We start from the raw sequence: 15,316 nt of genomic DNA, 5'->3' as shown, positions 1-15,316 counted from the left end.
GTCGATGCCATCGCGGGCCGAGCTCGCTCCCGTAGCCGAACCTGCAGTCGCGGGCTCGTCCCGCGATGAGGCAATCAAGAACAACAATAAGGACGAACCATGCAACCAGCACAAGGACTCAAGCGCGGGCTGACCGCCCGACACATTCGATTCATGGCCTTGGGATCGGCCATCGGCACCGGCCTGTTCTACGGCTCGGCGTCGGCGATCCAGATGGCCGGGCCAGCAGTGCTGCTGGCCTACCTGATCGGCGGCGCGGCGGTGTTCATGGTCATGCGCGCCCTCGGCGAGATGGCCGTGCACAACCCCGTGGCCGGTTCTTTCGGGCAGTACGCCAGCACCTATCTCGGGCCAATGGCCGGATTCGTGCTCGGCTGGACCTATGCCTTCGAGATGATCATCGTGTGCATCGCCGACGTCACCGCGTTCGGGATCTACATGGGCTTCTGGTTTCCCGAGGTGCCGCGCTGGATCTGGGTGCTGGGCATCGTGTTCCTGATCGGCGGGCTGAACCTGTGCAACGTCAGGGTGTTCGGCGAGATGGAGTTCTGGCTGTCGCTGCTCAAGGTCGGCGCCATCGTGGCGATGATCGTGGCCGGCTTCGGCATCATGGCGTTCGGCCTGGGCCAGGCCGGTGGCGAAACCAGCGTCGGTGTCGCCAACCTGTTCGAGCATGGCGGCTTCCTGCCCAATGGTGTCGGTGGCCTGATCGCCTCGTTCGCGGTGGTGATGTTCGCCTTCGGCGGCATCGAGATCATCGGCATCACCGCCGGTGAGGCGCAGGACCCCAAGCGCGTCATCCCCAAGGCGATCAACGCCGTGCCGCTGCGCATCCTGCTGTTCTACGTGCTGACGCTGTTCGTGCTGATGTGCCTGTATCCCTGGCCACAGATCGGCACCCAGGGCAGCCCCTTCGTGCAGATCTTCAGCAACCTTGGCATCGGCTCGGCCGCTGCGGTGCTGAACGTGGTGGTGATTTCCGCGGCGGTTTCGGCGATCAACAGCGACATCTTCGGTGCGGGTCGCATGATGTATGGCCTGGCCGAACAGGGCCAGGCGCCGCGCGGGTTCGCGCAGTTGTCCCGGCACGGCGTGCCGTGGCTGACGGTGCTGGTGATGGGCGCTGCTCTGCTGCTGGGGGTGCTGCTCAACTACCTGATTCCGGAAGACGTCTTCCTGCTGATCGCCTCGATCGCTACCTTCGCCACCGTGTGGGTGTGGCTGATGATTCTGGTCACCCAGGTGGCCATGCGTCGGCGCATGAGCCGCGAGCAAGCGGCCGCGCTGGAGTTCCCGGTGCCGTTCTGGCCATGGGGTCCGGCGCTGGCGATTGTGTTCATGTTGTTCATTTTCGGTGTGCTCGGCTACTTCCCGAACACCCAGGCGGCGCTGCTGGTGGGCGTGGCGTGGGTGGTGTTCCTGGTGCTGTCCTACCTGTTGTGGTGCAAGCCGCGCTCAGGGCAGGGCCAGGTCGCCCGGGAGCAGGCCGAACTGCACCGCTGACTTGTGGAGAGCTTTATGAGAACCCTCTGGCAGCACTGCCACGCGGCCACCATGGCCAACGGCAGCTACTCGATCATCGAGGACGCGGCGATCGTCACCAATGCCGGGCTGATCGAATGGATCGGCCCCCAGGCCGAACTGCCGGGCGTCGATGCCGAACGTGTGGTCGACCTGGGCGGCGCCTGGGTCACACCCGGCCTGATCGACTGCCACACCCACACGGTGTTCGGCGGCAACCGCAGCGGTGAGTTCGAGCAGCGCCTGCAGGGCGTCAGCTACGCCGAGATCGCCGCCCAGGGCGGTGGCATCGCCAGCACCGTGCGTGCTACTCGCGCGGCCAGTGAGGACGCACTGCTTGCCAGCGCCCGTCAGCGCGTTCAGGCGTTGCTGCGCGATGGTGTGACCACCCTGGAGATCAAGTCCGGCTACGGCCTGGACCTGGCCAACGAGCGCAAGATGCTGCGCGTTGCCCGACGCATCGCAGAAGAGCTGCCGGTGACCGTCCGCGCCACCTGCCTTGCCGCCCACGCTTTGCCGCCGGAGTACGCCGGGCGGGCCGACGACTACATCACCCATGTCTGCGACGAGATGCTCCCGGCCCTGGCCGCTGAAGGGTTGGTGGATGCGGTGGATGCCTTCTGCGAGCACCTGGCGTTCTCGCCGGCGCAGGTCGAGCGGGTGTTCATCAAGGCGCGCGAACTGGGGTTGCCGGTCAAGCTGCACGCTGAACAATTGTCGTCGCTGCATGGCTCCACGCTCGCGGCGCGCTACCAGGCGCTGTCGGCCGATCACCTGGAATTCATGACCGAGGAAGATGCCATCGCCATGGCTCAGGCTGGCACCGTCGCCGTGCTGCTGCCGGGGGCGTTCTACTTCCTGCGCGAAACCCAGTTGCCGCCGATGGACGCTCTGCGTCGGCATGGCGTGAAGATCGCTCTGTCCAGCGACCTCAACCCCGGCACCTCGCCAGTGCTGTCGCTGCGCCTGATGCTGAACATGGGCTGCACCCTGTTCCGCATGACCCCGGAAGAAGCCTTGGCCGGTGTCACCCTGTACGCCGCCACGGCCCTGGGCCTGGGCGACAGCCATGGTTCGCTGGAGACTGGCAAGGTCGCCGACTTCGTCGCCTGGCAGATCGAACGACCTGCCGACCTGGCCTACTGGCTGGGTGGCGACCTGCCTAAGCGCGTGGTGCGCCTGGGCCATGAAATTTCCCACTGAGCGAGGCGTCATGGACAAGGTATTGAGTTTTCATCAAGGTCGCCTGCCGCTGCTGATCAGCATGCCCCACGCCGGCCTCAAGTTGACCCCGGCGGTCGAGGCCGGGCTGGTGGACGAGGCCAAAAGCCTGCCGGACACCGACTGGCATATCCCGCAGCTGTACGATTTTGCCCGTGAGCTGGGTGCCAGCGTGGTGGCGGCGCAGTACTCGCGCTTCGTCATCGACCTGAACCGACCGGACGATGACAAGCCGTTGTATGTCGGCGCCACCACGGGTCTGTACCCGGCGACGCTGTTCGAGGGCGAGCCGTTGTTCAGGGACGGCCAGGTGCCGTCGGCCGACGAGCGTGCCACCTACCTGGAGCAGATCTGGCGCCCTTACCACGGCACGATCCGCCAGGAGCTGGATCGCCTGCGCGCCGAATTCGGTTACGCGCTGCTGTGGGATGCCCACTCGATCCGTTCGGTGATCCCGCACCTGTTCGAGGGCAAGCTGCCGGACTTCAACCTCGGCACCTTCAACGGCGCGAGCTGTGACTCGGAGCTGGCCGAACGGCTGGAGAAGGTGTGTGCCCAGGCGCCAGCCTATACCCATGTGCTCAACGGGCGCTTCAAAGGCGGACACATCACCCGGCATTACGGGGATCCGACCAATCATATCCATGCAGTGCAACTGGAGCTGGCGCAGAGCACCTATATGGAAGAGGTGGAGCCGTTCGCCTACCGCGAGGATCTGGCGCGGCCCACGCAGGAGGTGCTGCAGCATCTGCTCGCCAGCGTGCTCGAGTGGAGCAAGATGCGTTACGGCAAGTGAGGCCAGCCCCAGGCCGGAACAAAGCCGGCCTGGGGACGGTGCGGTGTCGCCAACACGTCACTCGCGTTCGGGGTTGGCCTGAATGGTCAGCTCCAGAATCAGGCGGGCCTCTTTTGCGTCCTTGTCACGCTTCAAGTTGTCGAACTCCGGCGCGAGTTGCTCCAGGGTGCTGTCGGGGAACTGCTCGGGCAACTCCAGTACCTGCGCCTGGTACTGCTGTTCGATTGCATCGAAGCGCGCCTGGTTGGTATGGCGCAGGTAGCGAATCCATTCTTGGTTGCTGGTGGCGTAGTTCAGGAACGATTCGCCCTGTTCTTCGCGGTGCACCTGGTCCACGGCCAACGCCAGTTCGTTACGGCTGACGTCGGCAGATGCCTGATACAGCATGTTGTCGTCCGGTACGCCAAGCTTGAGTTCTTCGTTCAACCCACGTCGATAGGCCAGGCGCACCTCTGCCTCGTCGCGTCCTCTGGCCTTGTCCCGGGCGATCTCGTCCAGGCGGTGCAGGCGGTACAGGCGACGCAGCTCACGGTAGAGCGTGTGCTCCGAGTCTGCCGGCTCGGTCAGCAGGCGCCGGCCGTCGATCAGCAGTTCGATGTTCTGGAACACCAGCAGCGCGCCGTCATGGCAGGTCTGGCTGCCGGTGTCGGGCTGTACCAGGGCCTCCTCGGCCACGGCGTTGAACAGCAGTCGCTCCTCGGTAATGACCGAGGCCTTGACCAGCATCAGACGCACGCGCTCGCAGAACGATTGGCGGGTCTGCCCGTTGCGATAGGGGGCGGCCTGGCGCAACCGGCCGACCAGCGCCAGCAGGTTGGCGGCCTCACCGCCTTCTTCGAGGGTATCCCAGGCGCTTTTCAGGGCTTCGTTCTGCGCCTCTGTGCCGAGCAACCAGTCGTCGATGTTGGGCAGATCGTTATCGACCGAAAGCATCGGGTTGTGCAGGTGCCCGCCAGCCATTTCATCATCTGAGGAGGTGAGCAGGAGCAGGTCGTCGGGCATGTCCATGGCGAAGGTGTAGCTGTGCTGGCTGTCCGACGAGGTGCGCGCGCGCATCATGGTGTCCATGCTCAGCGGGTTACCGAACAAGGCGATCGATGAGATCGGGAAGTCGTTGTTGATGTTGCTGAGAATGTGTTCGGGAAGTGCAGTGAGCTGATTTTCACTGAGATCCAGCATGTCCATCGGCAGCAGGCTGTCGACCCAGGTCGGCCAGTGCTGCAGGCCCATGTTGTTCAGGTCGAGGCGGCGCAGGTTGCGCAGCCCTTCGGGCACTTGGGTGATGCTACCCATGCGGTTGCCGCCCAGGTCCAACAGCGTCAGGTTGCTCAAGTGGGCGAGGGTTGCAAGCAGGTTGTCGTTCACCTCCAGGCCCATGTCACGTATCGAGAGGTAGGTCAGGTTTGGCAGGCGCAACAGTGCCGTGGGCAGGGTCTGGGTGGCGCCGATGTACTCCACCAGGTTCAGGCTCTCGACGTTCGGCAGCCGGGCGAAGAACGTGTTCAACTGCTCCGTGGTTCCGCTGGCTCGGGATATGGACAGGTTGGGCACCCGCTCGTTGAAGAAAGCCGGCAACTGTGGCGGGAAATGCCCCAGGTCCATGTCTTCCAAGCGCAAGGTCGTCTGGGTCAGGCCTTGTTCCTGGCTTTGCCAGAAGGTGCTCAACGCGGAGCCGATACGGCGGCGGGCAAGCGTCGCGGCTTGGCTTAGCGGTGCGCTCGAACTGGAGGCGTTGGCCCACTGGTCGATGGCCTCGTGCAGCGCCTGGCGTTGCTGGATGTGTTGGTCCAGGCGGGTGCGCAGGCTGGGTGAGATATCGACCGTGATGTTGGGCGTCGATGTGTCCTGGGCCAGCAGCAGGCGCAGCAATTGGTCATCGCTGATGCGGTTGCCTTCCAGTGAGATGACGGTGCGTGGGCGTGCGTCGGCGTGGCTGCCGAACAGCATGCCAGGCAGTACCCGCAGGTTGTTGTCGCGTAGCGACAGTTCGCCGATGTTCGCCAGTGACCCCAGGCTCAGACCCTGCGGCCATTGGTCGAGGGTCATACGGTCGAGGCCAAGGTAGTCCAGCGTGAGCTCGCGAAAATCCGGGCGGTAGCGTTCTGAAAGGCGGTTGCCGCCGAGGTCCAGGCGACGCAGACGGCGCAGACCGGCGAGGCTGTTGATGTCGCTTTCGGACAGTTGCAGGTTCTGGTTCAGCAGGCTGAGCGATTCGAGCTCGGGGAAGTGCGTGGCCATCAAGCCGACGCTGAACAGTAATTGGGAGGGGGCCGCGGTTTCCGAGTAGGGGCGGCTGATTTCGAGTGAGCGCAAGCCTGGCAACTGTTGGAACAGGTTGTTCAGGTGCCGCTCGTATACTGCCCAACCCACGCTATTGCCGAATGACGGCTCGGTCAGTTGCAGGTGCGTGATCGTTGCGCTGAGGAAGTCGGGCAGGCCTGTGGGGAAGCTGCTGAGGTCGATGCGCTCCAGGTGCAGTGGGGCTTGGGTGTCGCCGAGGCTGGGCAATGCGTTGCGGTGCCAATGATTCATGAAGCGTGCCTGAAGCTCGGAGAACGCTTGGGGCGCAGTGAGGGTGTCGGGGTGGACAGCCGTGCGCCAATCGTCCAGCCAGCGCTGCAGGGTGGTGCGTTGTTCTTGCAGCTGGCGCAGGCGGTTATGGATGTCCGAGCGGTTCATGCCGCTGGTTTCAAGGCGGGTCAGGATCTGTTCGGCCGAGTGGGAGAGGTATTCCGGCAGTTCGAGGGTGCGGATGATGCGCAGCAGGGTATGGCGTGTGAAATGCCCCCCGGCCGCACCTTGGCCGCCCAGCGGGTAGCCGATGCGTCCGTCGGCCAGGCGCATCGGTGAGCGGTAGCCCGAGTTCAGCGGTTGCATGCCCAGCAGGCGTCTGAGTGCAGGGCGCGGCAGGGGGGTGGCCTGGATCAGGCGTTTCAGGGCAAGGGCTTGTTCGGCATCGTTGCCCGTCAGTGTTTTGCGCAGTGCGGCGGGTATCACTTCGAGCAGCGCGCTGTACAACGAGGCGTGTGTGGACAAGTCGATACCCGTGGCGGCACTCGATTGCGCAAGGTAGCCCGCGGCGGTGCTGACCACGGTCTGGCCCTGCGTGTCGGCTGCACCGATCTCGAAGCTGCCGCCAGGCAGCTGCTCCAGGGTCATGCGGGTGCCGGCTGGCCAGTCGGACAACCGCTCCAGCGTGTACAGCGCCAGCCGCTCGCTATCGGCGTTGCGCACCGAGTCCAGGTACAGCCCCTCGTAGGCCCGCGCCAGGCGCACCTGCTGCTGATAGATGCGTATTTCCTGGGCCAGGCGGTAGGGCACCTTGGCCTGTGCCAGGGTTTGCAGTTCCTCGCGCGTGGCGTGGCGCAGCAGTTCCTCGACGATGACACCCGGTAGTTGCGGGTAGCGCTGGCGGATGACCTCTGCGGACGGCATCGCTGTGCTCGACAAGGCGCTGTAGCGCTTGGCGAATTCGGCCTGGGCCTTGTGTGGCTCGGCGTAGGCGGGCGCCTGGCTGATCTGCTGATCCAGCTTGAAGCGCGTCAGGGTGTCTTCCAGCAGTGCGGGAAGCCGTTGATTCTCGGTGACGATCCGGCGCAATACGTCTTCCCGGGTGTCGCTGATCTCCAGAATGCGGCTGATGGTTGCATCGTCGAACGCCGTGGCCAGCGGGCTGGCGCGACGCATGAGGGCGGGTGCCTGCCAGGTCAACGGTTGGTCCAGTTCGTGCTGCCAGGCACCGGCACCATTGTGACGCAGGCTGGGCTGGTAGCTCTGCGGGTTATGCGGGTGTTCGAGTCGATACTCACCGGTATGCGCCGCCTGGGCCAGCGAATAGTGGGTGCCGTCCAGCGCCAGCCAGGTCTTGCCTTGGTGGTGGTAAAGGCCGAATTCATCTGGCTGCAGGTCGGCGGGCAACAGGATGTCGTGCGCGAACGGTCGCAGGTCGGGCGCCCACAGGCGGGTCTGGCCATTGGGCAGTTCGATAGGGGTGAGCTCTTCTATGAACGAGGGCGTTTCCACCGCAACGCGCTCGAGCGCCGGTATCTCGCCTGTGCCGCCGGCGGCCCCCAAGGCGGCGGTGAGCGCCACGTTCTCGACCACGTCCATCAGATACTCGAATGCCTGTTGCTGGTCGCCGTTGGCCCAGCTGTCGAGACCCTCGAAAATCTCATAGCTCAGTTGGATCGCGGCCACACCCATCATCACTTGGCCCAACACGGGTACGAAGAAGCCGCTGATGTTGAGGGCGTTGAAGGCCAACTGGGTGAAGTAGGCTCGACGCTTTGTGGCGGTCTTTTCGTCTTCGACGGCGGTGGGCACCGCGTGGAATGCCGCGTCGTCCTTGAGTCGCTGTTGCTTCTGCTCGACCAGGTGCGTGAGCAGCGGCTTGCGAAAAGGCTTCAGGGTTACGGGTACCCAGGCTTCGGGGTCGCGTACCCGCTCGACCTGGCGTTCTTGGCCGTTGGGGGTAGGTTTCAACGTGCTCCAGTCGATGGGCCGCAGACAGTCGATCAGCTTTTCGACGAAGGTGGCGCTGTCACGCGCCGACACTGCGCGCTTGAGCTGGCTGTCCGGCATTTTCCCCAATTGCTCGCGCAAGTGGGCCTGCGCCTCGTGCACCGAATGGTGCTGTTTCAAGGGTATGGCGCTGCCGGGAAGGTAGGTGACAAGGAGGCCTTTGTACGGCAACAGCAGCGGATCGTAGATCAGCAGTTGTTCGGGGGAGGGGACTGCGCCGATGACCATGGCTCCGGTCAATGGCACCCCGAACAGCGCCAGTGCGGCGCAACGCACCGGGCTGCCCTGGTACTCGGCCGACGTGTCCTCGACGAGGCTGAGCAGTATCGAATGCAGCTCGGCGTCGATCGCTTGGCTGAGGCGGGCTTTGTGCACTTCCACGCGCAAGGCCGCCTGTTCGGTAGCGCGCAGCGCTGGCGCTGCGGTGTTCAACAGGTCGGCGATCAGCGTCTGGTACTGGCCGCCGATATCCAGTTCACGGCTCAGGGCTGCGAACTCATGGGGCGCGATGGCTAGTTGCTTTCCGACAGGAGTGAGGAACCTGAAGACGTTGCTGTCGACTACGGCCGCGCTGAGCGATTGTCCATCCAGCCCATTGGGCTGGGCTTCGGCCTCCTCGAAGTTCTGCAGCGCGCAGTGCAACAGCGATTGAGTGGCCAGCTTCAGCGCGCGCTGCCCGTCGACGACGGGGTCGCCTTCCAGTTGCGCCTTGTAGGCTTCGGCCTTGCTGGCATTGATCAGGTAGTGGGTGGCCACGTCGAGGGATAGCCTGAACCGCGTGTGAATCGCCTGTTGCAACTGCTGGGTGGCGAACGCAGTCAGCGCCGGTAGCGCGCTCATTTGTGCATCGAGCTTTGCACTTTGGGCCTGGTAGTCGGCATAGGCTTGGGCGAGGTCATGGGTCGTGGCGTTGGCCTGCGCGAACCAGGCCGGCGGAGTTTTGAGGGTTTTGCGCATGACGGCGTGCATGCGGGCGGGGGTCGTGCGCATCCACGACGGCATCTTGTGCTCGATCAGGGCGTGGGGCGTGAGGGGGGCTGGCTTGTTCATGGCGGTGTCTCATGGGAAAACACCGATGCTAGTGAGCCACGCAGGCCAGGCTGACATAACAGTTTATGGGGGCCTTGAGATAATGATCGGGCATGCCCATCACACGGGGACATGCTCAAAGCGCAATTCAGGTTTATGATGGCCCTCGGCCGAACAATCCCCACACGGAGTGCGCAATGCAGACCCTCTACCCGCAGATCAAACCCTACGCCCGGCACGATCTGGCCGTGGAAGCGCCGCACGTGTTGTACGTCGATGAAAGTGGTTCGCCTGAAGGTTTGCCGGTGGTGTTCATCCACGGAGGTCCGGGCTCGGGCTGCGATGCCCAGAGCCGTTGCTACTTCGACCCCAACCTCTACCGCATCATCACCTTCGACCAGCGCGGCTGTGGGCGCTCCACGCCGCACGCGAGCCTGGAGAATAACACCACCTGGCACCTGATCGAAGACCTGGAGCGCATCCGCGAGCACCTGGGCATCGACAAATGGGTGCTGTTCGGTGGCTCCTGGGGCTCGACGCTGGCGCTGGCCTACGCCCAGACTCACCCCGAGCGCGTGCATGGCCTGATCCTGCGTGGGATCTTCCTGTGCCGCCCCCAGGAAATCGAATGGTTCTATCAGGCGGGCGCCAGCCGTCTGTTCCCTGACTACTGGCAGGACTACATCGCGCCGATCCCGGCGGATGAGCGCGGTGACCTGGTCAAGGCCTTCCACAAGCGCCTGACCGGCCACGACCAGATCGCCCAGATGCAGGCCGCCAAGGCCTGGTCGACCTGGGAAGGCCGCACCGCCACGCTGCGTCCCAACCCGCTGGTGGTCGATCGTTTCTCCGAGCCTCAGCGCGCGCTGTCGATCGCCCGCATCGAATGCCACTACTTCATGAACAATGGCTTCCTCGAGCCGGACCAGTTGATCCGCGACTTGCCGAAGATCGCCCACCTGCCGGCGGTGATCGTGCATGGCCGCTACGACGTGATCTGCCCGCTGGACAACGCCTGGGAGCTGCACCAGGCCTGGCCGAACAGTGAGCTCAAGGTGATCCGCGATGCCGGTCACGCCGCGTCCGAGCCGGGCATCACCGATGCCCTGGTACGCGCCGCGGACCAGATGGCCCGTCGCCTGCTCGACCTGCCCCTGGAAGAAGCATGAAGGGCCTGCTGCAGCGTGTACGCGCAGCTCGGGTCGAAGTCGAGGGCGAGATCGTCGGCGCGGTAGACCAGGGTTTGCTGGTGCTGGTGGCGGTCGAGCCTGAAGATACCCGCGAACATGCCGATAAGCTTTTGCACAAGCTGCTGAACTACCGGGTGTTCAGTGACCCGCAGGGCAAGATGAACCTGTCGCTCAAGGATATCGGCGGCGGGCTGCTGCTGGTCTCGCAGTTCACCCTGGCCGCCGACACTCGTAGTGGCATGCGGCCAGGTTTTTCGACGGCGGCACCGCCTGCTCTGGGGGCCGAGCTTTTCGACTATCTTTTGCAGCAGGCTAAGCTTCAGCACTCGAACGTCGAGAGTGGCCGTTTTGGTGCAGACATGCAGGTTCACCTGGTCAATGATGGCCCCGTAACATTTATGTTACAAATATAAGCCGCAAAAACCCCTTGTTTGTAGGAAAACAAGGGGTTTTGTACGATAAATAGTTTGTCCAGCCTGATGCGTTGTAACGCAGCCTGCTGGATAATCGCGCGCTGCGTGAGCCTGCGTTCGCAGGTTCGTTTCACTCTGACTCGAGCATTGTCTGGATCCGTTTGGGGAATCATTGCGCCCTTGCGGGGTCCGAACAGTGCTCGCCAACCCGGCATTGGTCGCTGGCCGTTGGTTTCATGATCTGTTTACGGCGAGGGTTGCTCGTGATTGTAAGTCCCTGTAATGCACCAAGAATCCCCGGCAATCGGCTGCGCACGGCCTTGTTGGCAGGCGCAGCGCTGGTTGGCCTGATGAGCGCAGGCCAGCTGTGGGCATTCAATCTTGACGATGTTGCAGCCAAGGCAAAGGATCTGGCCGGCCAGAAGTACGAAGCACCGAAGAGCAACCTGCCTCCGGTGTTCCGCGACATGAAGTACGCGGACTATCAGAAAATCCGCTTCATCCAGGAAAAGGCCGAATGGGCGAATGACAAGACCCCGTTCAAGCTTTCCTTCTACCATCAGGGCATGCACTTCGACACGCCGGTGACCATCAACGAGATCACCGCCAAGAAGGTCGAAGAGATCAAGTACGACCCGAGCCGCTTCGAGTTCGGCGACGTACCGCATGACCCCGATGCCACCAAGAACCTCGGCTACGCCGGTTTCCGCGTGCTCTACCCGATCAACAAGCCTGACAAGCAGGATGAGATCATGACCCTGCTGGGCGCCAGCTACTTCCGCGTGGTCGGCAAGGGGCACGCCTATGGCCTGTCCGCCCGTGGCCTGGCCATCGACACTGCGCTGCCGTCGGGCGAAGAGTTCCCGCGCTTTCGCGAGTTCTGGATCGAGAAGCCCAAGCCTGCCGACAAGCACCTGGTGATCTACGCGCTGCTCGATTCGCCGCGCTCCACCGGCGCCTACAAGCTGACCGTGCGTCCGGGCGACGACACCATCGTCGACGTCAAGTCCAAGGTGTTCCTGCGTGACCACGTCAGCCGCCTGGGCATTGCCCCGCTGACCAGCATGTTCCTGTTCGGCCCGAACCAGCCGTCGAAGGTGCAGAACTACCGTCCGGCGCTGCACGATTCCGAAGGCCTGTCGATCCACGCCGGCAACGGCGAATGGCTGTGGCGTCCGCTGAACAACCCGAAACACCTGGCCGTGAGCAACTTCAGCGTCGAGAACCCGCGTGGTTTCGGCCTGATGCAGCGCCAGCGTGCCTTCAGCGACTTCGAAGACCTCGACGACAACTACCAGAAGCGTCCAAGCACCTGGATCGAGCCCAAGGGCGACTGGGGCAAGGGCACCGTCGACCTGGTCGAGATTCCGACCGCCGACGAGACCAACGACAACATCGTTGCTTTCTGGAGCCCGGAAACCCTGCCTGAGCCAGGCAAGCCGTTCGAGTACAACTATCGCCTGCACTGGACCATCAGTGAGCCCAAGTTCCAGGCCCAGGACCTTGGCTGGGTCAAGCAGACCCTGCGTTCGACCGGTGACGTCAAGCAAGCCAACCTGATCCGTCAGGCCGATGGCAGCGTGGCCTTCCTGGTCGACTTCGACGGCCCGGTCCTTGCCGCCCTGCCGGCCGACACTGCCGTGCGCAGCCAGGTCAGCGTTGGCGACAACGCCGAGGTGGTCGAGAACAATCTGCGCTATAACCCAGAGATCAAGGGCTGGCGTCTGACCCTGCGGTTGAAGGTCAAGGATCCGAAGAAGTCCACCGAGATGCGTGCCGCGCTGGTACGCGATGTTCCGGTCGAGGCACCGAAGGAAACCAAACCTGCCGAAACCCAGCAGGACAAGGCGGCCGCCAAGCACGCCAAGGCTCAGCATGCCAAGGCCGAGAAAGCCGAGAAGCCGGCCGAGCAACCAGCCGCCGACGCGGCGTCCACCAACGGGGCCCCGGCCACCACCGAGAAGGTGCTGACCGAAACCTGGAGCTATCAGTTGCCTGCCGATGAGTAACTCAAACGCAAGGCCGGAATCGCTTGGCGAGTACCTGGCCCACCTTCCTCTGAGCGACGAGCAGCGAGCGGAACTCGCCAGCTGCTCTTCCTTCAGCGAGCTGCACCAACGCCTGGCGGCTGATCCGGCCGCCAGCGCCACCGAGGCCGTCCAGGCTTCGGTGGGTTCCCGTCTGACCGTCGGCAGCGCCGCCGAGCTCGAAGAGGCCGAGATGCTCGGCGTCGACGGCGGTGGCCGCCTGTGCCTGAAGATCGCCCCGCCGATCAAGCGCACCAAGGTCCTGCCCGAGCCCTGGCGCACCAATATCCTGGTGCGCATGTGGCGGCGCATGACCGGCCGCACCAACGCACCGCAACCGCCCAAGCGCGAGCTGCCGCCGGCACGCTGGCGCCGGGTCGGCTCGTTGCGCCGCTACATCCTGCTGGCGCTGATGATCGGCCAGACCATCGTCGCCGGCTGGTATATGAAGGGCATCCTGCCGTACCAGGGCTGGTCGTTCGTCGACCTGGAAGAAGTGGTCAACCAGCCGATCTGGGATACCGTCGTTCAGGTCTGGCCCTATGCCTTGCAGACCTCCATCCTGATCCTCTTCGGCATCCTGTTCTGCTGGGTGTCGGCGGGCTTCTGGACCGCGCTGATGGGCTTCCTCGAGTTGCTCACCGGCCGTGACAAGTACAAGATTTCCGGCAGTAGTGCGGGCAACGAGCCGATCCCGGCCGATGCCCGCACCGCGATCGTCATGCCGATCTGCAACGAGGACGTGCCACGGGTCTTCGCCGGCCTGCGCGCGACCTTCGAGTCGGTGGCCGCCACCGGCAACCTGGACCGCTTCGACTTCTTCGTGCTCAGTGACACCAACGACACCGACATCGCTGTTGCCGAGCAGCAGGCGTGGCTGGAGGTGTGCCGTGAGGCGAAAGGTTTCGGCCGTATCTTCTATCGCCGCCGCCGCCGCCGTGTGAAGCGCAAGAGCGGTAACCTCGACGACTTCTGCCGTCGCTGGGGGGGCGAGTACAAGTACATGGTCGTCCTCGACGCCGACAGCGTGATGAGCGGCGAGTGCCTGAGCAGCCTGGTGCGCCTGATGGAGGCCAACCCGGACGCCGGCATCATCCAGACCGGGCCGAAGGCTTCGGGCATGGACACCCTCTATGCGCGCATGCAGCAGTTCGCCACCCGCGTGTACGGCCCGCTGTTCACCGCTGGCCTGCACTTCTGGCAGTTGGGCGAGTCACATTACTGGGGGCACAACGCGATCATCCGCATGAAGCCCTTCATCGAGCATTGCGCCCTGGCGCCGCTGCCGGGCAAGGGTGCCTTCGCCGGCGCGATCCTGTCCCACGACTTCGTCGAAGCCGCGCTGATGCGCCGTGCCGGCTGGGGCGTGTGGATCGCCTATGACCTGCCGGGCAGCTATGAAGAGCTGCCGCCGAACCTGCTCGACGAGCTCAAGCGCGACCGGCGCTGGTGCCACGGCAACCTGATGAACTTCCGCCTGTTCCTGGTCAAGGGCATGCACCCGGTGCACCGCGCGGTGTTCCTCACCGGGGTGATGTCGTACCTGTCGGCGCCGCTGTGGTTCCTGTTCCTGGTGTTGTCGACGGCGCTGCTGGCAACCAACACGCTGATGGAGCCGCAGTACTTCATCGAGCCGTTCCAGCTCTATCCGCTGTGGCCGCAGTGGCACCCGGAAAAAGCCATCGCGCTGTTCTCCACCACCATCGTGCTGCTGTTCCTGCCCAAGCTGCTGAGCATCATCCTGATCTGGGCCAAGGGCGCGACCGAGTTCGGCGGGCGGATCAAGGTGACCCTGTCGATGCTGATGGAGATGCTTTTCTCCATGTTGCTGGCGCCGGTGCGGATGATCTTCCACACCCGCTTCGTGCTGGCTGCGTTCCTCGGCTGGGCAGCGACCTGGAATTCGCCGCAGCGTGACGACGACTCCACGCCATGGAGCGAAGCGGTACGCCGCCATGGCCCGCAGACCCTGCTGGGTATCGCCTGGGCTGCGCTTGTGGCTTGGCTGAACCCGAGCTTCCTGTGGTGGCTGGCGCCTATCGTCGGTTCGCTGGTGTTGTCGATCCCGGTTTCGGTGATCTCCAGCCGAGTACGCCTGGGCCTGGCGGCCAAGGATGAGCGCTTGTTCCTGATTCCCGAGGAATACGCCACGCCGCACGAGCTGCTGGCAACCGACCAGTACACCCACGAGAACCGCTGGCACGCCCTGCACGATGGCTTCGTTCGCGCCGTGGTCGATCCGCGTCAGAACGCCCTGGCCTGCGCCATGGGTACGGCCCGTCACGGCCAGTCCGATGCGATCGAGTCGCTGCGTGCCGAGCGTATCGCCAAGGCGCTGGAAGCCGGCCCCAAGGGTATCGACGGCAATACTCGCCTGGCGCTGCTGAGCGACCCGGTGGCGCTGTCGCGCCTGCACGAGCGGGTGTGGGCCGAGCAGAACGAGGCGTGGATCAATGTGTGGCGCAACTCCATCGCCAACGATCCGCACTCGCCGCTGCTGCCGCTGCACCCTGAAGGTGAAGGCCAGCCGGCACTCGTCGGCGCCTGATCCATCGCATTCGCGGGCAAGTCGCAGCGGCCGTTCGCCGCTGCGACTTG

Annotated in this window: 8 protein-coding genes; 7 read left to right on the top strand and 1 reads right to left on the bottom strand. The window is 64.2% G+C overall.

What is annotated here, in order from left to right:
- Positions 1–99 precede the first annotated feature (99 nt).
- Genes HU729_RS12100 through hutG form a run of 3 tightly spaced genes read left to right on the top strand, consistent with a single transcriptional unit; the run spans position 100 to position 3,538 of the window.
- Positions 100–1,503, top strand: coding sequence for an amino acid permease (locus HU729_RS12100; RefSeq protein ID WP_186665773.1), 1,404 nt, complete (start codon positions 100–102; stop codon positions 1,501–1,503).
- A 15-nt stretch (positions 1,504–1,518) separates the two neighbouring features.
- Complete coding sequence (gene hutI, locus HU729_RS12095) at positions 1,519–2,724, top strand: imidazolonepropionase (RefSeq protein ID WP_186665775.1); 1,206 nt, start codon at positions 1,519–1,521, stop codon at positions 2,722–2,724.
- 10 nt (positions 2,725–2,734) lie between these two features.
- Complete coding sequence (gene hutG, locus HU729_RS12090; protein WP_186710210.1) at positions 2,735–3,538, top strand: N-formylglutamate deformylase; 804 nt, start codon at positions 2,735–2,737, stop codon at positions 3,536–3,538.
- A 57-nt stretch (positions 3,539–3,595) separates the two neighbouring features.
- Here hutG and HU729_RS12085 read toward each other — a convergent pair whose 3' ends face one another.
- Positions 3,596–9,109: a DUF6543 domain-containing protein gene (locus HU729_RS12085; protein ID WP_186710188.1), complete on the bottom strand. Its 5,514-nt coding sequence runs from the start codon at positions 9,107–9,109 to the stop codon at positions 3,596–3,598.
- A gap of 176 nt (positions 9,110–9,285) precedes the next feature.
- Between HU729_RS12085 and pip the strand changes: the two genes are divergently transcribed.
- The 4 genes from pip (at position 9,286) to mdoH (ending at position 15,266) form a co-directional block, all read left to right on the top strand.
- Entirely contained in the window at positions 9,286–10,257 is a 972-nt protein-coding gene (pip, locus tag HU729_RS12080; protein WP_186665779.1) for a prolyl aminopeptidase, read from the top strand.
- Positions 10,254–10,691 carry a D-aminoacyl-tRNA deacylase gene (dtd, locus tag HU729_RS12075; protein WP_065863878.1) on the top strand — a complete coding sequence of 146 codons (438 nt, stop codon included), beginning with the start codon at positions 10,254–10,256 and terminating at the stop codon, positions 10,689–10,691. The genes pip and dtd overlap by 4 nt, the downstream gene beginning before the upstream one ends.
- 263 nt (positions 10,692–10,954) lie before the next feature.
- Positions 10,955–12,700, top strand: a complete 1,746-nt coding sequence (locus tag HU729_RS12070) for a glucan biosynthesis protein G (RefSeq protein WP_288377173.1) — start codon at positions 10,955–10,957, stop codon at positions 12,698–12,700.
- Positions 12,693–15,266 (top strand): glucans biosynthesis glucosyltransferase MdoH, encoded by a 2,574-nt coding sequence (mdoH, locus tag HU729_RS12065; protein WP_186665783.1) that lies wholly within the window; start codon positions 12,693–12,695, stop codon positions 15,264–15,266. The genes HU729_RS12070 and mdoH overlap by 8 nt, the downstream gene beginning before the upstream one ends.
- The last annotated feature ends 50 nt before the right edge of the window (positions 15,267–15,316 follow it).

Origin of the sequence: Pseudomonas sp. RW10S2, from assembly GCF_014268985.1 — a bacterium.
Lineage (GTDB): Bacteria > Pseudomonadota > Gammaproteobacteria > Pseudomonadales > Pseudomonadaceae > Aquipseudomonas > Aquipseudomonas wayambapalatensis.
Note: the sequence above shows the minus strand (reverse complement) of the source record. Positions and strands in the feature narration are given on the sequence as shown.